The following is a 25016-nucleotide window of genomic DNA, read 5'->3' as shown; positions in this document are numbered from 1 at the left end:
TGTGCAGTCCCGAACCCGGTCATCCACCGGAATCGGGTGACATTCCGCCGGCAGGCGCCAGGGTCGGACACCAACCCGGTGCCGACAGACAACTGCGACAAAAGGAAATCTCATGGCTGTCGTGACCATGAAGCAGCTGCTTGACAGCGGCGCACACTTCGGGCACCAGACCCGCCGTTGGAACCCGAAGATGAAGCGATTCATCTTCACCGACCGCAACGGCATCTACATCATCGATCTGCAGCAGACGCTGACCTACATCGACAAGGCCTACGAGTTCGTCAAGGAGACCGTCGCCCACGGCGGCACCATCCTGTTCGTCGGCACCAAGAAGCAGGCTCAGGAGTCCATCGCCGCTGAGGCCACCCGCGTCGGTATGCCTTATGTCAACCAGCGTTGGCTCGGCGGCATGCTCACCAACTTCAACACCGTGCACAAGCGTCTCCAGCGCATGAAGGAGCTGGAGACCATGGAGCAGACCGGTGGCTTCGAGGGTCGCACCAAGAAGGAGATCTTGATGCTGACCCGCGAGAAGAACAAGCTCGAGCGCACGCTCGGCGGTATCCGCGACATGGCCAAGGTCCCCTCGGCCGTGTGGGTCGTCGACACCAACAAGGAGCACATCGCCGTCGGTGAGGCACGCAAGCTGAACATCCCGGTCATCGCGATCCTGGACACCAACTGCGACCCCGACCTCGTCGACTACCCGATCCCGGGTAACGACGACGCCATCCGTTCGGCTGCTCTGCTGACCCGCGTCGTGGCCTCGGCCGTCGCCGAGGGCCTGCAGGCCCGCGCCGGCGCTGCCGGTGGCGACGCCAAGCCGGAAGCAGCCGCAGGTGAGCCGCTCGCCGAGTGGGAGCAGGAACTGCTGACCCAGGCCGCGGCTCCGGCCGGTGGCGAAGCAGCCACCGACGCACCGGCTGCCCAGTAACACCTGCCGCAGCAATTCGGTCCCACCACACTCTTTCGAAGGAGGCTCGCCAACGATGGCGAACTACACCGCAGCCGATGTGAAGCGACTTCGCGAACTCACCGGTTCTGGAATGCTGGACTGCAAGAACGCGCTGGCCAACAACGACGGTGATTTCGACAAGGCCGTCGAGGAGCTGCGCATCAAGGGCGCCAAGGACGTGGGCAAGCGCGCTGAGCGCTCCACCGCCGAGGGCCTGGTCGCCGCCAAGGGCGGCGCCCTGATCGAGATCAACTCCGAGACCGACTTCGTCGCCAAGAACGACGAGTTCCAGAAGCTCGCCGATGACATCGTCACCGCGGCCGCCGAGGCCAAGACCAACGATGTCGAGGAGCTGAAGAAGGCTGCTCTCGGCAGCGGCACGGTCGACGAGGCCATCGCCGCGCTCTCGGCCAAGATCGGCGAGAAGCTCGAGCTCCGTCGCGTCGTCTTCTACGACGGCCCGGTCGCCGTGTACCTGCACAAGCGTGCTTCGGACCTCCCGCCCGCCGTCGGCGTGCTGGTGTCCTACGCCGGTGAGGGCGAGGGTGCCGAGGAGGCCGCTCGCGGCGCCGCCATGCAGGTCGCAGCTCTCAAGGCCAAGTACGCCACTCGCGAAGAGGTCCCCGCGGACGTCGTCGAGAACGAGCGTCGTATCGCCGAGCAGACCGCCAAGGAGGAGGGCAAGCCGGAGCAGGCTCTGCCCAAGATCGTGGAGGGTCGCGTCAACGGCTTCTACAAGGACGTCGTGCTGCTCGACCAGCCGTCGGTCCAGGATTCGAAGAAGACCGTCAAGGCTCTGCTCGACGAGGCCGGTGTGACCGTCAAGGGCTTCACCCGCTTCGAGGTCGGACAGGCCTGATCGCTTCCGGGGTCTCCCCGGACGACGACTCGACCGCCCCGTCTCCCATCGTGGAGGCGGGGCGGTTGTCGTTGCGGCGCAACATGAAAGTGATGCCACCGACGCCGATGGCGAGTGCGGCGAGCACCCACAGCGTCGTGCGGAACGCACCCAGGAAGGTGCGGGCGGTGACGGACTGCGCCGCCTCCTGCGTGTAGGGCTGCGCCTCGGTGGCGATCGCCGCGGCCGCGCTGTTCGTCGGGGTGCCGACGCACCCGGGGGCCGGTCGTTCCGGATGCGGTGAGGTGAGCTGTTCCGACGCGCACCAGGCGAACCGGTCGGCGACGGTCGGCCGGAACATCGGGTCCACCGGCGAATCCTCCAGTGCGACGGTGAGTTCGGCCCGCACTGCGGGCACGCTGGTGCCGGTCTGTCCGGCCACCTGACCGAAGAAGAACATGGTCACCAGCGCCAGGCCGATCGACGCCCCGATCTGCTGCACGGTGGGGATGGTGCCGCTGGCCGACCCGACCGTATCCGGCGAGGTGTCGGAGAGGATGACCGCCTGCAGGGGCGCGACGAACAGTCCGGTACCCACCCCGCCGAGGACCAGGGGAACCAGGATCGCGCTCACCGGAAGGATTTCCGATGCCGGGTCGAGCGTCAGCGCGATCCACGCGAACGCCACCCCGACGGTGACCACACCGCCGAGCAGAACCCGGGGCGCCCCGATGCGGGCGACCGCCCACGGTGACGCGACCGACCCGACGGCGGCACCGCCGGCGAACGGCAACGCGAGGAGCCCGGTGTCCAGTGCCGAGTACCCGAGGCCGAACTGCGCCGAGATCGACACGGTGAAGAAGAATCCCGCGAACAGGCTGAAGAACAACAGCGACATGGCGAGTCCGGCCGCGAACCGGCGCGAGGAGAAGAGCGTCATGCGCAGCAGCGGTGTACCGCCCTGCGCGGCAAGGCGTTTCTGGTGCCAGACGAAGACGACCGACAGGATGCCGGCGGCGCCGAGCATGATCCACAGCGGGGCCGGCCACTGCTGTTCCCGGCCCACCGCCAACGGGTACAGCAGCAGGAACAGTGCGGAGGCCGAGAGCACCATGCCGAGGATGTCCGGCCGGTCGGGATCAGGATCGAGCGCGGCCGGGAGTCGACGCCACGCCAGTACGCACGCGAGCACGCCGAGCGGGAGGTTGACGAAGAAGATGGTGCGCCAACCCCATCCGGCGATGTCGGCATGCACCAGCAGCCCGCCGACGACGGGACCGAGGATCGCGGCCAGTCCCGCCACCGCGCCGTAGATGCCGAAGACCAGCCCGTGGCGCTCCCTGGTGAACAGGGCGGCGATGAGGGCCAGCGTCTGAGCCGACATCAAGGCGGCACTGACACCCTGTGCACCCCGGAAGACGATGAGCATCACGGGATCTGTTGCGAGACCGCACAACATCGAGGTGAGGGTGAAAGCGACCATCGCGATCACGAACAGACGGCGACGCCCGTACCGGCCGCCGAGGGTGGCCGCGGTGAGCAGGGTGCACGCGAACGACAGTGTGTACACCGTCAGCACCAGGAGCTGCTGTGAGGTCGATGCCCCGAGGTCGACGGTGAGATCGGGCAGCGCGATGTTGACGATGGTCGTGTCCAGCATCTGCATGAACACGCCCAGCAGGCACCCGGCGAGGGCCAGCCACGCCGGGCCCGCCGTCACGATGTGAGTGCGGGCAACGACGGTAAGTAGTCACCCTGGTCGGCCACCGCGCTGATGACGTCGACGAAGCGTTCGACGTAGCGCTGCACCGATTCCTGCGCGATGGCGGTGTTCGGGTAGAGGAACGTGATCGAGGTGGTGGTGGGGAATCGGTTCACCCACATGTAGACCTCCTCGCTGCTCCCGCGGTTGCCGAAGAGACAACCGTTCCCGGCCTCGAAGATCTCCACGCCCGGCAGTTTGCGCACGTCGACGTAGGAGACCATCGGCACCGACCAGCCCGGTTTGACGTCGAGGCCGTCCTCGGGTTCGGCGAGCTGCAGTACCCGGTGGAACGAGATGTCGGTCAGCTCTTTCCCGGCGGCGTAGCTCTGCGCCGCCTGCGGTGCGAGGCTGCGGAACGACGTCGTGTCGTCGACCGTCAGCGGAACCGGGATGAGGCTGGTGAACCAGCCCACCGAGTTCATCTCCTCGGCACCGGACCGCGTGCTCTTCGGCGTCATGCCGAAATAGTCGCTCTTGCCGGTGAATTCGGCGTGGACCAGCGCGGCGACGGCCATGATCCCGGCGATGACGTTGGAACCCAGGTCACGACAGACGTCCTCGAAGCGCTGGGCGGCGGCTTCGTCGAACACCGTCGCGTTCATGAGCGCACTCCGCGTGTACCCCTCGGAGTCGGTGCCGAGGGGGAGCGGGAAACTCGGCAGCCGGCCCTCGTTGGCCCGGACCAGGTCGATCCACCGTTCGACGTGGGGTGAGTGCCGGGTGAGCTGCCGCGAGATGGCGCGTTCCCGGGCGCAGTAGTCGATATAGCTTCCGACGGGCGGCAATTCGGCGCCCGCGTCGAATGCGGCGTTCATGTAGAGCGTCATGAGCTCCAGGCAGGTCGACGCCTGCGAGATGCCGTCGGTGTTGAGGTGGTCGACGGCCGCGTAGATCGTGAAACCGCCCTCCCATTCGATCGCACCGAAGGTGAAGCAGTCCCAATTGAACGGACCCGACGTCTCTTCCTGTACGAGCGTGCAAAGCCGCTCGGCGTCGAGGTCTCCGTGATCGACCGGCACCATCTCGATGTCTTCGGTCGGCACGAGGTGGCGAAGCACCGAACCGTCGTCCTCCATGGAGAACCACGAACGGAAGCTGTCGTGGCGCCGGACGAACTGATTGACCGCCGTGGTCATCGCATCGACGTCCAGCGGGGCGTTGACATCGAACGCCATGAGGCACAACCGGGCGAACCGGAAACCGGCAGATTCGTTGCGCCACGCAACCTTCAGGTATTCCTCCTGCTGGTGCGAGGCGGGGACGGGGTGGACGGGCGCCAGGCCCGCCGTGGTGACCGAGGCGAGTGAGGCCACCCAACTCGTCAGGTGACCGGGGCGCGGATCCCACTCCTCGATCAGTCCGAACTTAATCATGGTGTGACCACCTCTTTGCTGAAGGGGATTTACTTGCGGGCGATGCAATTTGATTACGAGTGTTGTCATTCGGCTGACTGACAAGTTTCGACGATCGCAGGGACGGTACCCGAGATTCGGTTCACCAGAACAGTTTTCCGGCGAAAGTGTCTGATTTGTGTGAAAAAGTCTGAATTCCTGGACATTTGACCGCATTGGACACCGCTCGATTTGTCCGGCAGACTGCCTCCGCATCGATGTGACGTGGCTCGCATCAGCGGTCGTGCTGCAGGAAAGCGGAGTGGATGAACGAACAGGATGTCGCCGGGGTGAACGGTCGCCGTGTCATCGGAGCGGTGGGCCTCGTCGCGCTGTCGGTGCTGGCGATGGTGATCGGGTTGCCGGGTTCTGCTGCGGCGGAACCGAATCCGGCGTCGATCGTCGCCGAACGCGTGCAGCGTGCGGGCGAGATCGACCTGACTGTCCGGTCGAGCGCCATGCGCAAGACGATGACCGTGAAAGTGCTTCCCGCAAAAGGGGATCGGCCCGCTCCCACGCTGTACCTGCTCAACGGCGCCGCCGGCGGTGACGGCGGTAGCAGTTGGTTCGACCGCACCGACATCCGCACGTACTTCGCCGATCAGCACGTCAACGTGGTCGTCCCCATGGGTGGCGCCGCGAGCTACTTCACCGATTGGCAGCGTCCGGATCCGGTGCTCGGGGTGCAAAAATGGGCCACGTTCCTCACCGAGGAACTCCCCGACGTGATCGACCGTCGTCTCGACGCCAACGGCCGTAATGCGGTCGCCGGGATCTCGATGGCCGGTACGTCGGTGTTCCAGCTCTCGCTGCACGCGCCCGAGCTGTACGAGGCGCTCGGTTCTTTCAGCGGATGTGCGCAGACGAGTGACCCGCTGGGTCAGGCCGTGGTGCGCATGGTCGTCGAGGGTCGCGGCCACGGCAACACCCTCAACATGTGGGGGCCGCCGACGAGTCCGGCCTGGCGCGCCAACGATCCCTTCGTCCACGCGGAGTCGTTCCGTGGGAAGTCGATCTATGTGTCCAACGGTTCCGGTGCGCCGGGGCGCTACGACACGATCGACGGGCCGGGCATCGACGGCAACGGTTCCAAACTCTTCGACCAGCTCGCCGTGGGCGCGGTGATCGAGACCGCGACGGCCGAGTGCACCCGTAATCTGCAGCGCCGGATGCGCGAGGTCGGGGTGCCGGCGACCTTCCACCTGTACGAGGGCGGCACCCACTCGTGGCCGTACTGGCAGGACGAACTGCACCGCGCCTGGCCCCAGTTCCGCGCGGCGCTGGCCGGGTGACCCCCGGCGAACTCGTCGGGTGCAAGGACGGCCGCACCGTCTCGGTGGTGGTCCCGGCGTTCGACGGGGAGGTGGCCGTGGCCGCCGTCGTCGACTCGGTCGCCCCGCTCGTCGGGGCGCTCGTGGACGAGATCGTCATCGCCGATCCGGGACCGCGGGCGGAACGGGGAGACGTGCTGTGGCGGGCGCTCGGGACCACCGCCGGCGATCTCGTCGTCTTCCTCGACGGCGACGTGGTGGAACCCGACCCGGCCGACGTCTCCCGACTGCTCGGCCCACTCCTCACCTCGCCGGGCATGCAATTGGTCAAGGGATACCACCGGGACCCGACCGGCGGTGGTCGTGTCACCGAGTTGCTGGTGCGCCCCCTCATCGCGTCGTTGTGTCCCGAACTCGGGGCGATCATCGCGCCGATCGGCGGAGACCTCGCCGGAACCCGGGACCTGCTGAGGTCGATCCCGTTCGCACCCGGCCACGGCGTCGACATCGGCATCCTCCTCGACACCGTCGCGGAGCACGGGATCGATGCCGTCGGCCAGGCCGATCTGGGGATCCGGGAACTGCGGAGTCGACCGCTGGCGGAACTCGGCCCGGTGGCGCGCCAGATCGTCGTCACCCTGCTCGAACGGCTCGGGATCGAGGACTCGCAGGCTCCGCTGACCCAGTTTCTGCCCGAAGACGACGGCTACCGATGTGTGCAGACGTTTCCGGTGGCGCCCCGGGCCAGGAGTACGCGTGTCGCGAGTCGCATTCGGTGAGGACGTAACATAGTTCACCGAACCGACGAGTGAGGAAGCGAATGAGCGAAGCGCCCGATCCCACCCCATCCGATCTCAAGAAAGCCGAGCGTGCCGGATTCAAACGAGTCCTGTTGAAGCTGGGCGGTGAGATGTTCGGCGGGGGAGAGGTCGGTCTGGACCCGGACGTCGTGGCGACCGTGGCCGATCAGATCGCCGACGTCGTCAACTCCGGGGTGCAGGTGGCCGTCGTCATCGGTGGAGGCAACTTCTTCCGCGGTGCCGAACTGCAGCAGCGTGGCCTCGACCGCAGCCGCTCGGACTACATGGGCATGCTCGGTACCGTGATGAATTGCCTTGCCCTGCAAGACTTCCTGGAGAAGCGCGGCATCAGCACCCGCGTGCAGACCGCCATCACCATGGGCCAGGTCGCCGAGCCGTACCTGCCGCTGCGCGCCCAGCGTCACCTCGAGAAGGGGCGCGTGGTGATCTTCGGCGCCGGCATGGGCATGCCGTACTTCTCCACCGACACCACCGCGGCCCAGCGTGCGCTGGAGATCAAGGCCGAGGTGGTCCTCATGGCCAAGGCCGTGGACGGTGTCTATGACGCCGATCCGCGCACCGATCCGAACGCCAAGCTGTTCACCGAGATCACCCACCGCGAGGTCCTCGACAAGGAGCTCAAGGTCGCCGACGCGACCGCCTTCAGTCTGTGTATGGACAACAAGATGCCGATCTTGGTGTTCAATTTGCTCCAACAGGGCAACATCGCCAGGGCGGTGGCCGGTGACCGGATCGGCACGCTGGTGAGCACCTAGTACCCCCGGCGAACCGCACGACAACACGGCCCCGCACGAGAACAAGGCCTGCACAGGCCCTACCGAACGGAACAAGGACGAAGATGATCGACGACGCGTTGCTCGACGCCGAGGAGAAGATGGAGAAGGCGGTCAACGTCGCCAAGGAGGACATGGGCTCCATCCGCACCGGACGTGCGAACCCGGCCATGTTCAACAAGATCAACATCGAGTACTACGGTGCGATGACCCCGGTGACGCAGGTCGCGTCGATCAACACGCCCGAGCCGCGCCTGGTCGTCATCAAGCCGTACGAGGCGTCGACGCTCCGTGACATCGAGACCGCGATCCGCAACTCCGACCTCGGCGTGAACCCGACCAACGACGGCACGATCATCCGCATCGCCATCCCGCAGCTCACCGAGGAGCGTCGTCGCGAACTGGTGAAGCAGGCCAAGGGCAAGGGTGAGGACGCGAAGGTCGCCATCCGCAACGTGCGCCGCAAGGCCGCCGACGAGCTCAAGCGCATCCAGAAGGACGGCGAGGCGGGCGAGGACGAGGTCACCCGGGCCGAGAAGGAACTCGACAAGACCACGGCCACCTATGTGCATCAGGTCGACGAACTGGTGAAGCACAAAGAAGACGAATTGCTCGAGGTGTGAGCGAGAAGGCATCCGACCCCGAGAACAAGACCGGCCCGGAGAAGAAGTCGCGGGCAGGTCGTGACCTCCCGGCCGCCATCGCGGTCGGAGGCACGCTCGGCGTCAGCATCATCCTGATCCTGCTGTTCGCGCCGATGCTCTGGTACGTCCTCGTCGCCGTCGCCTTCGCGATCGCGACCTGGGAGGTCACCAAGCGGCTGCAGACCGCGGGCCACAACGTCGCGTTCTGGCCGCTGCTCATCGGCGGACAGGCCATCATCTGGGTCAGCTGGCCGTACGGGCCCACGGGCGTACTGGTCGCGTTCGTCGCGACCGTCCTGGTGTCGATGGTCTGGAAGTTGCTCGCCCAGGGCATCTCCAACGCGCCGGAGAACTATCTCAAAGACCTAGCCCTCACGGTGTTCGTGCTGGCCTGGCTGCCGTTGCTGGCATCCTTCGGTGTCCACCTGGTCACGCAGGAGGACGGTGCGGCCCGCGTCGCGACCCTGATGGTGGTCGTGGTCTGCTCCGACGTCGGTGGCTACGCCGCCGGGGTGCTGTTCGGCAAGCACCCGATGGCGCCGGCGATCAGCCCCAAGAAGTCGTGGGAAGGCCTCGTCGGCTCGCTGCTCGTCGGCACGATCGGTGCGGTCTGCTGCATCACGTTCCTGATCGGCAGCCACTGGTGGATCGGTCTGATCCTCGGGCCGGTGCTGGTGGTGTGCGCAACACTCGGCGACCTGGTGGAGTCGCAGGTCAAGCGCGATCTCGGCATCAAGGACATGGGCACACTGCTGCCGGGCCACGGCGGCATCATGGATCGCCTCGACAGCCTCCTGCCCTCCGCGTTCGTGGTGTGGGCGGTGCTGACGGCTCTCCTGTAGGAGACCGACCTACCCAGCGGCTTTCTTCAGGGCCCGACGTAGCTGCAACATGCGCAGGCCGCCGACGAGGGCGACGATCAGCGCACCCGCGATCGCGGCGATCAGCAGGCTGACTCCGAGCGGGAGGTTGACCTCCCAGAAGATCAGTTCGATCCGCTGACTCTCCAGGTTCTGCACGATGAACACCAGCAGCAGGACCAGGATGATCGCGCCGATGACGACGCCGAACCAGGTCGCGCGTGTGCGGGTGTGTTCGACGTCGGCGACGGTCTGGCGCAGACGGTCGCGCTCGGCCAGCACGGCGTCGTGATCGTCGCCGGCGGGCACCGGGGTCACAGGTGTGGACCCGGGGACGGGCTCGGGGACGGGCTCGGGGACGGGCACGGTGTCGTGAGCAGGGTGGGGCTCGCCCTGCGAACCCCACTGGGGGACCGGATTCCCGGTTCGTCGGCGATCGGGTGTGGTCATGGGTTCATCATGACATGCGACAATGGCCCAATGACCTCATTACCGCTGGTGTTCGACGCGCCCAAACGCGGGCTGCCGCCGACGCACTTCGCCGACCTCGACGCCGCCGGCCGCGTCGCGGCGCTGGCCGAATTGGGTCTCCCGAAGTTCCGGGCCAATCAGCTGGCCCGTCAGTACTACGCGCGCCTCAACGGCGACGTCGAGGAGATGACCGATCTGCCCGCGGCCTCCCGCGACGCCGTGCGCGAGAAGCTCTTCCCGCGACTCCTCACGCCGGTCCGGCACATCTCGTGCGACGACGACTCGACTCGCAAGACCCTCTGGCGCCTGCACGACGGCACCCTCCTCGAGAGCGTGCTCATGCGCTACACCGAGCGCAACACGCTCTGCATCTCCAGCCAGGCCGGCTGCGGCATGGCCTGCCCGTTCTGCGCGACCGGACAGGGCGGCCTCGACCGCAACCTGTCGACCGCCGAGATCGTCGATCAGGTGCGGGCCGCTGCGCGCGCCCTGCGCGACGGTGAACTCGGCGAGCCGGGACGCCTCTCGAACGTCGTGTTCATGGGCATGGGAGAACCGCTCGCCAACTACAAGCGCGTCGTCAGCGCCGTCCGTCAGATCACCTCACCGGCCCCCGACGGCCTGGGGATCTCGGCGCGATCGGTGACCGTCTCGACCGTCGGTCTCGCCCCGGCGATCCGGCGCCTCGCCGACGAGGGCCTCGCCGTCACGCTCGCGGTGTCCCTGCACACCCCTGACGACGAACTGCGCGACACCCTCGTGCCCGTCAACAACCGCTGGTCGGTGGCCGAGGTCCTCGAGGCCGCGCGCTACTACGCCGACACCACCGGACGCCGCGTCTCCATCGAGTACGCCCTGATCCGCGACGTCAACGACCAGCCCTGGCGGGCCGACATGCTGGGTCAGAAGCTGCACAGGGCCCTCGGGTCCCTCGTGCACGTCAACCTCATCCCGCTCAACCCGACACCCGGCTCGGAGTGGGATGCCAGTCCCAAGCCGGTGGAACGGGAGTTCGTGCGCCGCGTCCGCGAGCAGGGTGTGTCCTGCACCGTGCGCGACACCCGCGGCCAGGAGATCGCCGCGGCCTGCGGCCAGCTCGCCGCCGAAGAACGCTAGAGGCGCACACACGAAAACGCTGAACGGCCAAGCCGTTCAGCGTTTTTCGAATATCTGGGTTCTTCGGATGTCTGGTCAGTGGTGGATCAGGACCACTTGCCGCGGTTCATCCACCAGCCGCGGACCGCGAAGTACAGGACGCCGACCGCGAAGGCGATGAGCCAGAGATCTTCGACGTGACCGGTGTGGTTACCGATCATCATGAGCAGCAGGAAGGCCGCGAAGAAGATGGCGGCACCGTAGAAGGTCTTCGTCGCCGATCCGAACCAGCCGAAACGAGCCGACGGTGCATCGGCGGGCTCACGACGCCAGCCGGTGTCGATGACGTCGGCGTGTCCGCCAGTGTGCTCCACATCGGTGCTTGCCACAGCCACTCCTCACAGCGCGGGTCGTCAGAAGTCTGACGAACGGTAGTAGTTCTCGATCAGCATAGCGGCACAGTGATCTCGACGACCGAGCCCGGTGGGTGATTCGGTGACAGAATGCGGCACATGTCTTCGTCCGAGTTCCGCGCCGGTCCGAGTGCGGGCCGTTCCCTGGCCGACCACCGTGCCGAGGCCTACCCCCGCGACATGGTCGGATACGGTGCCACGCCGCCGAATCCGCAGTGGCCCGGTGACGCCAAGATCGCCGTCCAGTTCGTCCTCAACTACGAGGAGGGCGGCGAGAACAACGTGCTCGAGAACGACCGCGGCAGTGAGACCTTCCTGTCGGAGATGGTCGGCGCACAGTCGTTCCCGAACCGGCACATGAGCATGGAGAGCATGTACGAGTACGGCTCGCGGGCCGGGGTGTGGCGGGTCCTGCGCGCCTTCGATCGCCGCGGACTGCCTCTGACGATCTTCGCGGTCTCCCAGGCGATGGCCCGCAACCCCGAGGTGGCGGCGGCCTTCGTCGAACGCGGTCACGAGATCGCCTGCCACGGGTACCGGTGGCTCAACTACCAGCTGATCGACCCGGAGGTCGAACGCGAGCACATGCGGGCCGGCATCGAACTGCTCACCGAGATCACCGGCGAACGACCGCGCGGCTGGTACACCGGTCGGGACTCACCCAACACCCGCCGCCTCGTCGTCGAACAGGGCGGATTCACCTACGACTCCGACAGTTACGCCGACGACCTGCCGTACTGGGTGAAGGTCCCGCACGGCGACGAGGTCGTCGACCACCTCGTGGTGCCCTACACACTCGACACCAACGACATGAAGTTCTCGTCTCCCGGCGGGTTCCCGTCGGGGGAGCAGTTCTTCGCGCACCTGCGCGACGCCTTCGACGTGCTCTACCGCGAGGGCGTCGAGGGGGCGCCGAAGATGCTGTCCGTCGGACTGCACTGCCGGCTGGTGGGACGGCCGGCCCGGCTGGCGGCCCTCGAGCGGTTCCTCGATCACATCCAGTCCCACGACGACGTGTGGATCACCCGCCGTATCGAGATCGCGGAGCACTGGCGGAAGGTGCATCCGGCCGGCTGACACAATGGATCCGTGCCCACACGTGTGTTGATCCTCGGTTCGACCGGCTCCATCGGCGTTCAGGCGCTCGAGGTGATCGCCGAACATCCCGACCGCTTCGAAGTCGCCGGTCTCGGTGCGGGCGGCGGGAACCTCGACCGGCTGGCCGAACAGGCCGCCGCCTTCGGCGTTCCGGCATCCCGGCTGGCCGTCGCCGACGAGGCGCGTGCCGCCGCACTCGCCGAACGACTCGGAACACCGATCCTCGGTGGCGCCGACGCCATGTGCGACCTGATCGACGGGGTCGCCGCCGACAACGGTGTCGACGTGGTCCTCAACGCGGTCGTCGGATCGATCGGGCTCGCCCCGAGCCTTGCGGCGCTGCATGTCGGGGCGCGGTTGGCGCTGGCGAACAAGGAATCCCTCGTCGCCGGCGGATCGCTGGTGCTCGACGCGGCGGCCCCCGGCCAGATCGTCCCGGTGGACTCCGAGCATTCCGCGATCGCGCAGTGCCTGCGCGCCGGAACCTCCGCAGAGGTCGACCGACTGGTCCTCACCGCGTCGGGCGGGCCGTTCCGCGGCTGGTCGGCCGAACAGCTGCAAGACGTCACCCCCGAGCAAGCCGGCAAGCATCCCACCTGGTCGATGGGCCCCATGATCACCCTCAACTCGGCGACCCTGGTCAACAAGGCCCTCGAGGTCATCGAGGCGCATCTGCTCTTCGACGTCGACTACGACCACATCGACGTCACCGTCCATCCGCAGTCGATCGTGCACTCGATGGTGACCTTCGTCGACGGCGCGACCGTCGCCAAGGCGTCGCCGCCGTCGATGAAACTCCCCATCGCGCTGGCGCTGGGCTGGCCGGATCGCGTCCCCGGCTCGTCCACCGCATGCGACTTCTCCACCGCCTCGTCGTGGACGTTCGAGCCCGTCGACGACAAGGTCTTCCCGGCGATCGAGCTCGCCCGGGCGGCGGGACGGGGTGGCGGGAGTCTCACCGCGGTGTACAACGCCGCCAACGAGGCGGCCGCCGACGGCTTCTTCGCAGGTGCGATCCGTTTTCCGCGGATCGTCGAGATCATCGGCGAGGTGCTCGGCGAGGCGGATCAGTGGCGTGTCGAGCCAGGTACTGTGGAGGAGGTCTTCGCCGCCGATCGGTGGGCCCGGGAGCGCGCCGCGCAGCTGGTCGTCGCCTCGTCGTGATCGGTGTGCATCGTGATCTGGATGGAGTGAGTACGTGAGTTTCGCGATCGGTGTCACGCTCTTCGCGGTGGCACTGTTGCTGTCGGTCGCCTGGCACGAGTGCGGTCACATGTGGGCCGCACAGGCAACCGGCATGAAGGTGCGTCGCTACTTCGTCGGCTTCGGGCCGACGATCTGGTCGACGCGCCGCGGCGAGACCGAGTACGGACTCAAGGCGATCCCGCTCGGCGGCTTCTGCGACATCGCGGGCATGACCCCGCACGAGGAGCTCACCGCCGACGAGCAGGACCGGGCGATGTACAAGCAGAAGGCCTGGAAACGGCTCGTCGTGCTGTTCGCCGGTCCCGCGCAGAACTTCATCCTCGGCTTCGTGCTGATCATCATCGTCGGCCTCACCTTCGGACTGCCCGACCTCAGCCCGCCGCCGACCCCGGCGAAGGTGGCCGAAACCCAGTGCGTGTCGTCGACGATCACCATCGCCGACGGCGAACAGACCAACTCGCCCTGCACCGGCGGCGGACCCGCGGCCGCCGCGGGCCTGCGCCCGGGCGACGAGATCGTGGCCATCAACGGGACGCCCGTCGGCAAGGCCGCGGACCTGACCCCGGTGATCCGCGAGTCCACGGGCCCGGTCGTCCTCACCGTCGACCGCGCCGGTGAACGCCTCGACCTGACGATGACCCCCGAGCCGGTCACCGTCACCGCCAAGCGCTCCGACGGCACCACCGAGTCGGTGTCGTACAACATGGTCGGCATCGCCTACGACGCCCCGCCGGCGATCAAGGACTTCAGCGGCTTCGATGTGATCCCGGGCGCCTTCGTCTTCACCGGCGACCTGATCAAGGAGACCTGGAACGCGCTGCTGTCGCTGCCCACCAAGATCGGTGCGCTGTGGACCGCGGTGACCGGCGGAGAGCGCGCGCTCGACACCCCGGTCAGCGTCTACGGCGCGTCGGTGCTCGGCGGCCAGGCGGTCGAACGCGGCCTGTGGGACATGTTCTGGATGTTGCTGATCAGCATCAACTTCTTCCTCGGCCTGTTCAACCTGGTCCCGCTGCTGCCGCTCGACGGCGGACACATGGCGATCGTCGGCTACGAGAAGGGCCGCGACACCGTCCGCCGCTGGTTCGGCCGGGCCCCCGGCGCCGCCGTGGACTACTACAAGCTGCTCCCGATCACCTACGCCGCGGTGGTGGTGATGGCCGGTTTCATGGTGCTCACCCTCACTGCCGACATCATCAACCCGATCAATCCGTGGTGACCTCCCACAACGAATCACCCCAAGACGCCCGACAAGACCCACACCCGAATCACAGAGGTGAATGAGATGAACGCCCCGACTCCTGCCAACGCCGTGCCGATCGGACTCGGCATGCCGGCCGGACCCCCGCCGGTGCTGGCCCCGCGCCGCAAGACCCGGCAGCTGTTCGTCGGCTCGGTCGGCGTCGGCAGCGACCACCCCATCTCGGTGCAGTCGATGACGACCACCAAGACCCACGACATCAACGCGACCCTGCAACAGATCGCGGAGCTCACCGCGTCGGGCTGCGACATCGTGCGCGTGGCGTGCCCGCGACCCGAGGACGCCGAGGCGCTCCCGATCATCGCCAAGAAGTCCAAGATCCCGGTCATCGCCGACATCCACTTCCAGCCGAAGTACATCTTCGCCGCGATCGACGCCGGGTGTGCCGCGGTGCGCGTGAACCCGGGCAACATCAAGGAATTCGACGGCCGCGTCAAAGAGGTCGCCAAGGCCGCCGGTGACGCGGGCATCCCGATCCGCATCGGCGTGAACGCGGGCTCGCTCGACAAGCGCATCCTGCAGAAGTACGGCAAGGCGACGCCCGAGGCGCTCGTCGAGTCGGCGCTCTGGGAGGCGGGCCTCTTCGAGGAGCACGGCTTCGGCGACATCAAGATCTCGGTCAAGCACAACGACCCGGTGATCATGGTCGAGGCCTACCGCCAGCTGGCCGCCCAGTGCGACTACCCGCTGCACCTCGGCGTCACCGAGGCCGGTCCGGCATTCCAGGGCACAATCAAGTCGGCCGTCGCGTTCGGCGCACTGCTGAGCGAGGGCATCGGCGACACCATCCGCGTGTCGCTGTCGGCGCCGCCGGCCGAGGAGATCAAGGTCGGCGACCAGATCCTGCAGTCGCTCAACCTGCGTCCCCGCAAGCTCGAGATCGTGTCGTGCCCGTCGTGTGGCCGCGCCCAGGTCGACGTCTACAAGCTGGCCGACGAGGTGACCGCGGGCCTCGAGGGCATGGAGGTCCCGCTGCGCGTCGCCGTCATGGGTTGCGTGGTCAACGGACCGGGTGAGGCCCGCGAGGCCGACCTCGGTGTCGCCTCCGGAAACGGCAAGGGACAGATCTTCGTCAAGGGTGAGGTCATCAAGACCGTGCCGGAAGCGCAGATCGTGGAGACATTGATCGAAGAAGCGCTGCGGATTGCCGAGGAATCAGGGGAAACTGGAGACGGCACGCACGTCGGTTCGCCCGTGGTCACCGTCTCCTAGGCTCCACGACTCGAGCCGATCGGGCGCTGTCGTGGGTTCCCGTGGGGAAGTGAGGAGCGGTGGTGCTGAAGCTACTGGGCGACAAACCGCTCGGCGCGCGTGATGCGGCTGCCGTCGAACGCGTGCTCATGTCCGATCCGGTGGCGATGTGCATGGTCGCGGCGAGGTTCGAGACCCACGGCATCAATCCGCGTCTGCTCGGCGGTGAACTCTGGACCGCACAGGACCCGTCGACGTCGCTGTGTTTCTCCGGTGCCAACCTGATCCCGCTGATCGGGTCCGCCGACGACCTCGACTACTTCTCCGACCGTGCTGTCGCCGCACCCCGCGCCTGCTCGTCGATCGTCGGCCGCGCCGACCTGGTGTTGCCGATGTGGCAGCAGATCGAACCCGTGTGGGGTCCGGCGAGGGAGGTGCGCCCGGTCCAGCCGCTGCTCGTCCTGTCCGGGTGCCCGGCAGTCCCGTCGGATCCGGCCGTGCGGCAGGTCACCCTCGACGACCTCGACGCCTACATGCCGGCCGCGATCGACATGTTCATCGGCGAGGTCGGCGTCGACCCGACCGCGGGCGACGGCGGACGTTCCTACCGCAGGCGGCTGGCGTCGCTGATCTCCGCGCAACGAGTCTTCGCGCGCTTCGACGGTCCCGACGTCGTGTTCAAGGCGGAGATCGGGTCGCTGTCGCGGCGGGTAGGTCAGATCCAGGGCGTGTGGGTGTCTCCGGACCGGCGCGGTGAGGGCCTGGGCCTGGGTGGCACCGCGGCGGTCGCCGAGGCGATCGCGACCCACGGACGACTCCCGAGCCTGTACGTCAACAGCTTCAACGAGACCGCCCGTGCGGTCTACGACCGGATCGGGTTCACCGAGGTCGGCACCTTCGCGACCGTCCTCGTCGACTGAAAGGCACCCGGTCCCAGGTCACACCGCGACCTCCCGCGTGCCTACCCGGTATCGGCGCCCCGCAGCCATAGACTCGACCGCGATGTGGCGCATGCGAACTCGATGGACCCCGGCGGTGATGGTCGCGGTCTGTGCTGTCGTGATCAGTGCGACCGCCGCCTGTTCGTCCGCGGAGGACGACGGCCCGCGCCGCGCCGCGGAACGCTTCCTCGAGGCGTACTCCCAGCAGGAACTCGACGCCGCGGCCGCCCTCACCGATGTGCCGCAGACGTCCCGTTCGGCGATGGAGTCGGCGTGGTCGGGACTCGCCGCCGAGGAACTCGAGGCCAAGGCCGGTCGGGTTCGTGTCACCGGCGACACCGCCGAGGTGGAGGTCGACTACACGTGGGCGCTCCCGCGCGGTCGTGACTGGTCGTACGACGCCACGCTGCACCTGGGTCGATCCGACGCCGGCTGGGCGGTGCGCTGGGCGTCGACCGCGGTCCATCCGAAACTCGGCGCGGATCAACGCCTCTCGTTGCAGATCATCGAGGCGCCCCGGGCGACGGTGAACGAGGCCGACGGTTCGGAGGTCATGGTCAACGGCACCGTGGTCGGCGTGAACTTCGACCCGGAGAAGGCCACCGAACAGGGGGCCTCGGTCGCATCCTCGGTGACGAGCGCGGTCGCGGTGCTGCGTCCCTTCAATCGCGACCTCGACGAGCAGCTGATCACCGAACAGGTCACGTCGAACGGTCAGCAGTATCCGCTGGCCCGCCTCACCCACGCCCAGTTCGACCGGCTGCGCGACCAGCTCGCGATCCCCGGCGTCGTCACCAACGAACAAGCCGAGTTGGTCCCCAAGGATCCGAAGTTCGCGCCGGCGCTGCTGACCGAGGTCAAGAAGGTCGTCGACGGAGAGGTCGCCGGACGGGCCGGATGGCGGGTGGTCTCGGTGAACCCCAACGGACTCGACGCCGACGTGCTCGCCGACCACGACGCCGACCCGTCGCCCGCCGTGTCGCTCAGCCTGTCGCGGACCGTGCAGAACGCCGCTCAGCGAGCGGTCAACGCCGCCAACAGGTTCCAGGTCGCGATGGTCGTCGTGCAGCCGTCCACCGGCCGAATCCTCGCCGTCGCGCAGAACCCCAACGCCGACCGGCAGGGCCCGATCGCGACGACCGGCCTGTACCCGCCCGGCTCGACGTTCAAGATGGTCACGGCGGCAGCCGCCATCAACCGCAAGATGGCCGGACCCGACACCACCGTCGGCTGCCCGGGAGAAATCCAGATCGGTCCGCGACTGATCCCGAACTACAACGGCTTCTCGCTCGGCACGGTGTCGATGCTGCAGGCGTTCGCCGCATCCTGCAACACCACGTTCGCCAAACTCGCCAGCCAGATGGGGCCCTCGGACCTCGCCCACACCGCCGCGGCGATGGGGATCGGTCAGCGGTACTCGATCGCCGGCCTCGACGCGGTGTCCGGCTCGGTGCCGATCGAGAACGAACTGGTCGCACGCAGTGAGGACGGTTTCGGACAGGGCAAGGTGCTCGTCTCGCCCCTCGGCCTGGCGCTCGTCGCCGCGACCGTCGCCAACGGCTCCAAAGCTCCCGTGCCGCAACTGATCCTGGACAAACCGACCGAGATCGAGGGGCCGACCCCGACGATGCCGCCGGAGGTCTACCAGCAACTGCGGCCGATGATGCGTGCCGTGATCACCAGCGGTACCGCGTCGGTCATCGACGGTCGCGGAGCGGTGTTCGGCAAGACCGGTGAGGCCGAGTTCGCCGGCGGATCGCACGCCTGGTTCGCCGGTTACCGCGGCGACATCGCCTTCGCCACGCTCGTCGTCCGCGGCGGCGACTCGAACAACGCGGTCGCCGTCACCCGCGACTTCTTCGACGGGCTGGGCCCGGGGTACGCGGTCCGCTGAGCTCGATCAACGGGACGAGCGTTCGGGCAGGATCACCCGGCGCCCGCCGTGGTCGATGACCTCGACCGGATGGTCGTAGGTGCGGCTCAGCAGTTCGGCCGTCATCACCTCGTCGGTCGAACCGATGGCGAGCAGCTCACCGTGTTTCATCACCGCGATGCGGTCGGCGTAGGCCGCCGCGAGGGTCAGGTCGTGCACGACCAGCAGTACGGCGTTCCCGGCGTCGCGGTGGATGCGCAGAATCTCCAGGACCTGCTCCTGGTGGTGGATGTCGAGGGCGGCGGTCGGCTCGTCGAGCATCATCACCGGGGTGTCCTGGGCCAGCGCCCGCGCCAGTGACACCCGGGCCTGTTGACCGCCGGACAACTGGGCGAAGGGGCGGTCGATGATGTCGGCGAGTTCGCACAGATCGACGGCGTCGGCGATGACCGCGGGGGAGTCGGCTGCCCTGGGGGTACGCATCCAGGGGTAGCGCCCCATGGCGACGACCTCGGCGACGGTGAACGGGGTGTCCACCCGGTTCTGCTGGGTGACCACGCTGCGGTGTCGTGCGAGCTCGCGCAGCGGGGTGGTCGCGACGTCCCGTCCGTCGATGGTCACGCGGCCGCTCTTCGGGCCACGCGTGCCCGAGAGCACCGACAGCAGCGTCGATTTGCCGCATCCGTTCGGGCCGACCAGCGCCACCAGTTCGCCGGGATGGACCTCGAGGGAGACGCCGCGGACGACCTCACGGCCGCCGAGTTCGACCCGGACGTCCTCGGCGGCGATGCCCGGCGTGCCCGCGGACACGGCGGCGGTCACCAACCCGCCCCCGCGCGACGGCTGCGACGCAGCAGGATGAAGAAGACCGGCCCGCCGATCAATGCGGTGAACATGCCGAGGGGGAGGTCGGCGTCGCCGACCATCGTACGGGCCGCGAGGTCGGCGCCGGTGATGACGAGCGCGCCGCCGATCACGCTGGTGGGCAGCAGGATCGAGTGCTTGGGGCCGACGATGAGCCGCATCACGTGCGGGACCACCAGACCGACGAAGGCGATGATCCCGGCGAAGGCCACGGCAGCGGCGGTGAGGACCGCGGTCAGCACGATCGCCTGGCGTCGAACGGATTCGACGTTGACACCGAGCGACGCCGCCTGGATCTCACCGAGGGCGAGCAGGTCGAGCTTGTGGACCAGGAGCACGCAGGCCGCGACGCCGACGACCACGAGCGGTGCCACCACCCAGATCTCGCTCCAGGTGCGGCCGGCCAGCGAACCGAGCTGCCAGAAGACGATCTGCTCGCGGGCCGCGGTGGAGGCGACGAAGGTCAGGAAGGCGATGACGCCCGCGGCGAAGGCGTTCACCGCGATGCCGGTCAGCACCAGCATGATCGCCGACGACGATCCGTCCCGCAGGGAGAGCAGGTAGACCGCGGCGGCGGTGACGAGGCCGAAGAGGAAGGCCGCTCCGGCCAGCGCCCAGTTCCCGGCGGCCCCACCGGCTCCCGCCGAACCACCCGCGAGGACGATCACCAGGCAGGCGCCGATGGCCGACCCGGAGGACACCCCGATGATGCTCGGCTCGGCGAGCGGATTGGCGAGGACGCCCTGCAGGAGGCACCCCGCGGCGCCGAGTGCGGCGCCGACGAACAGTCCGAGCACGATGCGCGGGAACCGGACATTCCACAGGGCCCCTTCGCCGTTGGGATGCGAGGGCAGCGGTCCGATCTCGAGGTGGAAATGGTGCGCGATGCTGCCGAGCACCTCCAGCGGCGGGATCTCCACCTGGCCGATCCCGGCCGAGATGATCGCGAACGTCGCGGTCGCGAGAAGCATCACGGCGACGACGACGGTGTTGCGCACCCGGTGCGAGCGGGCAGTCACGGGTGCCGTGGTCTCGGTCTTGGTCTCGGCGGTCCGGATGCTCATGTGTAGATCGCCTTCGCCAGCGCCGAGAGGACGAGTCCGACGTCGGGACCGAAGGCCAGGATCTTGCTCTCGTCCATCTGCACGACGCGGCGGTTGCGGCCCGCCTCGGTGTCGGCGATGCCCGGGAGCGTCAGAACTCCGTCGGGTCCGCCGACCGTGTCGGCACCCTGGGTCATGACGATGAGGACGTCGGGGTCGGCCGTGATCATCGCCTCGGCGGTGATGGCGGTGAACGCACCGGTGAGCTGCGCGGCCTCACCGGCGTCGCGGCCGCCGAGTTCGGCGATCAGGTCGTCGGCGCCCGAACCGGGGCCCGCGAGGAGCAGGAGGTTGCGGCCGCGGATGTAGAGGAAGGCCATCGTCGGGTCGCCGGAGGGGTCGGGGACGAGATCGCGGGCGGCCTCGATCTGTGCATCGGTGCGTTCGACGAGCTTCTCACCCGCCTCGGGGACGCCGAGGGTCTTGGCGACCGACCGCATCAACGTGTTGTTGGACGCGAGGTCGCGGGTGGCGGGGAACACCACCACGGTGACGCCGGAGTCGCGGATCTGGTCCACCGCGGTCACCGGTACCGTCGACTCGCTGACCAGCAGAACCGTCGGGGCAAGGGCCAGAACGGATTCGGCGTTGAGACTGTGCCCGCGGTTCGTCACCACCGGGAGTCCGATCGCCGACGGAAAGGCCGTCGAGGTGTCGCGGCCGACGGCCCGTGAACCCAGACCGAGTGCGAAGACGATGCTGCCGAGGGTGCCGCTGACGTCGACCGCGATGATCCGGCTGGTGTCGGTCACGGTCACCGGTCCGTAGCGGATGGAGTCGACGGTGACCGGCAGCGCCGATCCCGGATCGTCTGCGACGGGTGTCACGTCGTTCCCGTCGAGGGTGGCCGTCTGCGGCCCGGTGCGCAGATGCGCGCCGGGGGAGTGCCGGTCCTGCTCGATCGGGGTGACGAAGCACGCCGAGGCGGTCACGACGGTCAGGACCACCACCAGCAAGGCCCGCACCGATCTGATCGACGCGCCCACCGTCACCACCTTCGAATCCGGTCCCGACGCCCAGTGGCGTGGAAGTCTTAGGGCGAGCTTAGTTGTCGCGCCACAGCCGTCCGCGCACCGGTCCACCCCGGGTGGATGGATAAAGTGGTTCGCATGCCAGTTCGCAGTGCCCTGACCCCCGGTACCCCGACGCCGATCCGAACCGTCCCCGACTCCATCGAGCGGCCGGAGTACGCGTGGAAACCCACCGTCAACGAGGGCCACGAACCCTGGGTGCAGACGCCGGAGACCATCGAGAAGATGCGCCTCGCGGGCAAGATCGCCGCGAATGCGCTCGCCGAGGCCGGCAAGGCCGTCGCACCCGGCGTGACGACCGATGAACTCGATCGGATCGCCCACGAGTACATGGTCGACCACGGCGCCTACCCGTCGACGCTGGGCTACAAGGACTTCCCGAAGTCCTGCTGCACCTCGCTCAACGAGGTGATCTGCCACGGCATCCCGGACTCGACCGTCATCGCCGACGGCGACATCGTCAACATCGACGTCACCGCCTACATCGACGGCGTCCACGGCGACACCAACGCGACCTTCCTCGCCGGTGACGTCGAGCAGGAGGTCGTCGACCTCGTCGAGCGCACCCGTACCGCCACCGAACGGGCGATCAAGGCGGTCAAGCCGGGACGCGAACTCAACGTCGTGGGCCGCGTCATCGAGTCGTATGCGAACCGCTTCGGTTACAGCGTCGTCCGCGACTTCACCGGGCACGGCATCGGTGAGACCTTCCACAACGGGCTCGTCGTGCTGCACTATGACGAACCCAACGTCGACACCGTCCTCGAACCCGGGATGGTGTTCACCATCGAGCCGATGATCAATCTCGGTGCCCTCGCCTGGGAGATGTGGGACGACGGTTGGACCGTCGTGACCGCCGATCGAAAATGGACCGCGCAGTTCGAACACACCCTCGTGGTCACCGAGGACGGCGCGGAGATCCTGACCCTGCCGGACGCCTGACCGGCGTCCACGCCCACTGGGCGGGTCAGGCGGGGAAGCGCACGGGCTGCGGCTCGTTGCTCGTCGTCGTGGTGCCGTTGCCGAGCTGTCCCTTGGAGTTCAGTCCCCAGCAGTACATCTTCGCGTCGGCGACCGCGCACACGTTGGCCGAACCGGTGGTCACCTCGGTGACGCCCGACAGCCCGCTGATCCGGTCCGGGGCATGGTCGGGGAGCGCGCTCCGTGAACCCCAGCAGTAGGCCGAACCGCCCGCCGCGGCGCAAGCGGCGTAACCCGTGGTGGAGACCTGTGTCGCGCCCCGGACGTCGATCGGTGTCGGTCGTTGTCGGCTGACCTCGGTTCCGTCGCCGAGCTGGCCGGAACCGTTCTCGCCCCAGCAGAACACGGTCCCCGAGGCGCCGCCGGAACCGTTCGCGACCGCGCACGTCGAGTAGAGGCTCGTGCTGATCGAGGTGGGGGAGTCCAGGTCGACTTCGGTCGGGGTGGACCGGTTGGTGGTGGTGCCGTCGCCGACCTGACCGTCGGCGTTGTTGCCCCAGCAGTAGGCGGAGCCCGAGGCGATGGCACAGGTCGTCGTGTGGGACGTCGAGACCGCCGTGACGTTCGACAGACCGGGAACCCGCGTCGGTGTGGGGATCGTGGGGTCGGCGCCCGCACCGGTCTGTCCGTGCAGGTTGTTGCCCCAGCAGTAGAGGTCGCCGGAGCTGACGGCACAGGTGGTGAGGCCGACGGCCACCGCGCTCACGTCGGTCAGGCCGGGCACCTTGCTCGGCAGCGTGACGTTCTGGCCGGTCTGTCCGGCGCCCTGGCCCCAGCAGTAGAGGTCACCCGAGGCGATCGCGCAGGTTCTGCCGAGGCCGCCCATGTCGACGGCGGACACGTCGTCGAGGCCGGACACCTTCTCCGGGCGCGGCCGGTCCGTCGTCGAACCGTCGCCGAGGGTGCCGTACTGGTTGCCGCCCCAGCAGAACAGCTCGTCGCCGCGCACCGCGCAGGTGCTGTCGCCGCTCGAGGCGATGGACTCGAAGTCGCCGCCCGAACCCGGTGTGGCACTGGTCGATCCGGCCGACGAGCTCGTCGAGGTCGAGGCCCCTGAGGCCGTGGTCGCCGGGGCGTCGTCGGAGCCGACCAGGACGATCGCGGTGATCACGAGCGCCAGGACGAGGACGAGGGCACCTGCGCCCACACCCCAGAGGAGCCCGGTCCGCTTCTTCTTCGGCGGCGGCGGGGGGAAGCCGCCGGCGAAGACCGGGGCCGGGGCGAGCGGCTGATGCGGGGTGGGCGGGGTGTGCGGCTGGAAAGGGGGCTGCTGCGGGATTCGGGGCGGGAACGCCGGGGCCGGGGTGGTGCGCGCCGCGCGACGCGGGCCCGCGGCCGCCGCCTGCTCGAGTGCCCGCGCGAACTCCGTGCACGATGCGAACCGGTCGCCGGGCTGCTTGGCCAGTGCCCGGGCGAAGACCGGATCGAGATGCGCCAGAGCCGGATCGTGGTCCGACGGCCGGGGCACGGGCGAGTTCACATGTCCCGAGATGAGCGCCATCGGGGTGTTGCCCGGGAACGGCTGACGGCCGGTGAGCAGCTGGAAGACGGTGCAGCCCAGGGCGTACTGATCCGAGGCTGGTATCGCGGCCTCGCCGGTGAGGAGTTCGGGAGCGGCGTAGGCCAGCGTGCCGACGAACAGGTTGGTCGCGGTCATCTTGGTGCCGTCGACCAGTCTGGCGATACCGAAGTCGAGAACCGTCACGCGGGTGATGCGGCCGTCCGGCCCCCGGGCGACGACGATGTTCGCCGGCTTGACGTCGCGGTGGATGACCCGCTGACCATGTGCGTAGTCGAGCGCGTCGGCGACGCGGGCGGTGATGGTGACGACCTCGTCGACGGGCATCGGGCCGGCACCGGTGAGGTCCTTGCCGTCGAGGTAGGTCATCGAGAACCACGGGCTGCCGTTCTCCACGCCGTGGGTGAAGACGGTGACGATGCCCGGGTGATCGAGGGCCGCCGCGGTCCGGGCCTCGTTGCGGAACCGCTCGTGGAAGCTCGGGTCGGCCGGATTCGGCGAGATGATCTTCAGTGCCTCACGACGGCCCAGCGTCGGATGTTCGACGAGCCAGACCTGGCCCATCCCGCCGCGCCCCAGCAGGGAGATCACGCGATACCCGGCGAACACCGATCCGGGTTCCACTGTCTCCACGCCCGACGACCCCCTTGT

General features: G+C 68.1%; 23 protein-coding genes. 15 read left to right on the top strand and 8 right to left on the bottom strand.

What is annotated here, in order from left to right:
• Nucleotides 1-112 precede the first annotated feature (112 nt).
• Both rpsB and tsf read left to right on the top strand, forming a co-directional pair.
• Nucleotides 113-934: a 30S ribosomal protein S2 gene (gene rpsB / locus OK17_RS02270; RefSeq protein WP_005198990.1), complete on the top strand. Its 822-nt coding sequence runs from the start codon at nt 113-115 to the stop codon at nt 932-934.
• Between the two features lie 55 nt (nt 935-989).
• Nucleotides 990-1814 (top strand): translation elongation factor Ts, encoded by an 825-nt coding sequence (gene tsf / locus OK17_RS02265; protein ID WP_232719000.1) that lies wholly within the window; start codon nt 990-992, stop codon nt 1812-1814.
• Here tsf and OK17_RS02260 read toward each other — a convergent pair.
• Both OK17_RS02260 and OK17_RS02255 read right to left on the bottom strand, forming a co-directional pair.
• Nucleotides 1786-3513 (bottom strand): MFS transporter, encoded by a 1728-nt coding sequence (locus tag OK17_RS02260; RefSeq protein ID WP_461416554.1) that lies wholly within the window; start codon nt 3511-3513, stop codon nt 1786-1788. The two genes, tsf and OK17_RS02260, sit on opposite strands and share 29 nt — an antisense overlap.
• Nucleotides 3510-4931, bottom strand: a complete 1422-nt coding sequence (locus OK17_RS02255) for a condensation domain-containing protein (RefSeq protein ID WP_461416553.1) — start codon at nt 4929-4931, stop codon at nt 3510-3512. Before OK17_RS02255 ends, OK17_RS02260 begins: the two co-directional genes overlap by 4 nt.
• A gap of 284 nt (nt 4932-5215) precedes the next feature.
• On the opposite strand from OK17_RS02255, the gene OK17_RS02250 reads away from it, so the two are divergent.
• From OK17_RS02250 to OK17_RS02230, 5 genes are all read left to right on the top strand, one after another.
• A complete protein-coding gene (locus OK17_RS02250) occupies nt 5216-6241 on the top strand; it encodes an alpha/beta hydrolase (protein WP_461416552.1) in 1026 nt (341 codons plus the stop codon).
• Nucleotides 6238-6999, top strand: a complete 762-nt coding sequence (locus OK17_RS02245) for a glycosyltransferase family protein (protein WP_461416551.1) — start codon at nt 6238-6240, stop codon at nt 6997-6999. Before OK17_RS02250 ends, OK17_RS02245 begins: the two co-directional genes overlap by 4 nt.
• Before the next feature lie 41 nt (nt 7000-7040).
• On the top strand, nt 7041-7796 hold the full coding sequence (gene pyrH, locus OK17_RS02240) for a UMP kinase (RefSeq protein ID WP_232718993.1): 756 nt from the start codon (nt 7041-7043) through the stop codon (nt 7794-7796).
• A gap of 83 nt (nt 7797-7879) precedes the next feature.
• Nucleotides 7880-8437, top strand: coding sequence for a ribosome recycling factor (frr, locus tag OK17_RS02235; RefSeq protein ID WP_232718991.1), 558 nt, complete (start codon nt 7880-7882; stop codon nt 8435-8437).
• A complete protein-coding gene (locus tag OK17_RS02230) occupies nt 8434-9300 on the top strand; it encodes a phosphatidate cytidylyltransferase (protein WP_006866849.1) in 867 nt (288 codons plus the stop codon). The genes frr and OK17_RS02230 overlap by 4 nt, the downstream gene beginning before the upstream one ends.
• A gap of 9 nt (nt 9301-9309) precedes the next feature.
• Here OK17_RS02230 and OK17_RS02225 read toward each other — a convergent pair whose 3' ends face one another.
• Nucleotides 9310-9768: a LapA family protein gene (locus tag OK17_RS02225; RefSeq protein WP_461416550.1), complete on the bottom strand. Its 459-nt coding sequence runs from the start codon at nt 9766-9768 to the stop codon at nt 9310-9312.
• 30 nt (nt 9769-9798) lie between these two features.
• Here OK17_RS02225 and rlmN point away from each other — a divergent pair, with 30 nt between their 5' ends.
• Nucleotides 9799-10905 carry a dual-specificity RNA methyltransferase RlmN gene (rlmN, locus tag OK17_RS02220; RefSeq protein WP_461416549.1) on the top strand — a complete coding sequence of 369 codons (1107 nt, stop codon included), beginning with the start codon at nt 9799-9801 and terminating at the stop codon, nt 10903-10905.
• Between the two features lie 86 nt (nt 10906-10991).
• Here rlmN and OK17_RS02215 read toward each other — a convergent pair whose 3' ends face one another.
• A complete protein-coding gene (locus OK17_RS02215; protein WP_005199001.1) occupies nt 10992-11273 on the bottom strand; it encodes a DUF2631 domain-containing protein in 282 nt (93 codons plus the stop codon).
• A gap of 114 nt (nt 11274-11387) precedes the next feature.
• Here OK17_RS02215 and puuE point away from each other — a divergent pair, with 114 nt between their 5' ends.
• The 6 genes from puuE (at nt 11388) to OK17_RS02185 (ending at nt 18888) form a co-directional block, all read left to right on the top strand.
• Nucleotides 11388-12374 carry an allantoinase PuuE gene (puuE, locus tag OK17_RS02210; protein WP_461416548.1) on the top strand — a complete coding sequence of 329 codons (987 nt, stop codon included), beginning with the start codon at nt 11388-11390 and terminating at the stop codon, nt 12372-12374.
• Nucleotides 12375-12386: 12 nt separating this feature from the next.
• Nucleotides 12387-13559: a 1-deoxy-D-xylulose-5-phosphate reductoisomerase gene (gene dxr / locus OK17_RS02205; protein WP_461416547.1), complete on the top strand. Its 1173-nt coding sequence runs from the start codon at nt 12387-12389 to the stop codon at nt 13557-13559.
• Nucleotides 13560-13593: 34 nt separating this feature from the next.
• Nucleotides 13594-14820: a M50 family metallopeptidase gene (locus OK17_RS02200; protein ID WP_006866854.1), complete on the top strand. Its 1227-nt coding sequence runs from the start codon at nt 13594-13596 to the stop codon at nt 14818-14820.
• Nucleotides 14821-14886: 66 nt separating this feature from the next.
• A complete protein-coding gene (ispG, locus tag OK17_RS02195; RefSeq protein ID WP_006866855.1) occupies nt 14887-16074 on the top strand; it encodes a flavodoxin-dependent (E)-4-hydroxy-3-methylbut-2-enyl-diphosphate synthase in 1188 nt (395 codons plus the stop codon).
• Nucleotides 16075-16136: 62 nt separating this feature from the next.
• Entirely contained in the window at nt 16137-16973 is an 837-nt protein-coding gene (locus OK17_RS02190) for a GNAT family N-acetyltransferase (RefSeq protein ID WP_461416546.1), read from the top strand.
• An 82-nt stretch (nt 16974-17055) separates the two neighbouring features.
• Entirely contained in the window at nt 17056-18888 is a 1833-nt protein-coding gene (locus OK17_RS02185) for a penicillin-binding transpeptidase domain-containing protein (protein ID WP_461416545.1), read from the top strand.
• 6 nt (nt 18889-18894) lie between these two features.
• Here the strand turns inward: OK17_RS02185 and OK17_RS02180 are convergent, their stop codons facing one another.
• The 3 genes from OK17_RS02180 to OK17_RS02170 are packed head-to-tail and all read right to left on the bottom strand — an operon-like array spanning nt 18895 to nt 21799.
• Nucleotides 18895-19689: a heme ABC transporter ATP-binding protein gene (locus OK17_RS02180; protein ID WP_461416544.1), complete on the bottom strand. Its 795-nt coding sequence runs from the start codon at nt 19687-19689 to the stop codon at nt 18895-18897.
• Complete coding sequence (locus tag OK17_RS02175) at nt 19686-20795, bottom strand: FecCD family ABC transporter permease (RefSeq protein ID WP_461416543.1); 1110 nt, start codon at nt 20793-20795, stop codon at nt 19686-19688. Before OK17_RS02175 ends, OK17_RS02180 begins: the two co-directional genes overlap by 4 nt.
• Complete coding sequence (locus OK17_RS02170) at nt 20792-21799, bottom strand: heme/hemin ABC transporter substrate-binding protein (protein WP_461416612.1); 1008 nt, start codon at nt 21797-21799, stop codon at nt 20792-20794. Before OK17_RS02170 ends, OK17_RS02175 begins: the two co-directional genes overlap by 4 nt.
• A gap of 144 nt (nt 21800-21943) precedes the next feature.
• Here OK17_RS02170 and map point away from each other — a divergent pair, with 144 nt between their 5' ends.
• On the top strand, nt 21944-22807 hold the full coding sequence (map, locus tag OK17_RS02165; RefSeq protein WP_461416542.1) for a type I methionyl aminopeptidase: 864 nt from the start codon (nt 21944-21946) through the stop codon (nt 22805-22807).
• Nucleotides 22808-22832: 25 nt separating this feature from the next.
• On the opposite strand, the gene OK17_RS02160 is transcribed toward map, so the two are convergent.
• Nucleotides 22833-24998, bottom strand: coding sequence for a protein kinase domain-containing protein (locus OK17_RS02160; protein WP_461416541.1), 2166 nt, complete (start codon nt 24996-24998; stop codon nt 22833-22835).
• Nucleotides 24999-25016 lie beyond the last annotated feature (18 nt).

This window comes from Gordonia sp. GN26 (genome assembly GCF_054823965.1).
This window is presented reverse-complemented; position numbering and strand designations above follow the sequence as displayed.

Coding starts and splice junctions, on each gene's coding strand:
- rpsB (WP_005198990.1), top strand. CDS start 113: ATGGCTGTCGTGACCATGAAGCAGCTGCTTGACAGCGGCGCACACTTC.
- tsf (WP_232719000.1), top strand. CDS start 990: ATGGCGAACTACACCGCAGCCGATGTGAAGCGACTTCGCGAACTCACC.
- OK17_RS02255 (WP_461416553.1), bottom strand. CDS start 4,931: ATGATTAAGTTCGGACTGATCGAGGAGTGGGATCCGCGCCCCGGTCAC.
- OK17_RS02250 (WP_461416552.1), top strand. CDS start 5,216: ATGAACGAACAGGATGTCGCCGGGGTGAACGGTCGCCGTGTCATCGGA.
- pyrH (WP_232718993.1), top strand. CDS start 7,041: ATGAGCGAAGCGCCCGATCCCACCCCATCCGATCTCAAGAAAGCCGAG.
- frr (WP_232718991.1), top strand. CDS start 7,880: ATGATCGACGACGCGTTGCTCGACGCCGAGGAGAAGATGGAGAAGGCG.
- OK17_RS02225 (WP_461416550.1), bottom strand. CDS start 9,768: ATGACCACACCCGATCGCCGACGAACCGGGAATCCGGTCCCCCAGTGG.
- rlmN (WP_461416549.1), top strand. CDS start 9,799: ATGACCTCATTACCGCTGGTGTTCGACGCGCCCAAACGCGGGCTGCCG.
- puuE (WP_461416548.1), top strand. CDS start 11,388: ATGCGGCACATGTCTTCGTCCGAGTTCCGCGCCGGTCCGAGTGCGGGC.
- ispG (WP_006866855.1), top strand. CDS start 14,887: ATGAACGCCCCGACTCCTGCCAACGCCGTGCCGATCGGACTCGGCATG.
- OK17_RS02185 (WP_461416545.1), top strand. CDS start 17,056: ATGTGGCGCATGCGAACTCGATGGACCCCGGCGGTGATGGTCGCGGTC.
- OK17_RS02175 (WP_461416543.1), bottom strand. CDS start 20,795: ATGAGCATCCGGACCGCCGAGACCAAGACCGAGACCACGGCACCCGTG.
- map (WP_461416542.1), top strand. CDS start 21,944: ATGCCAGTTCGCAGTGCCCTGACCCCCGGTACCCCGACGCCGATCCGA.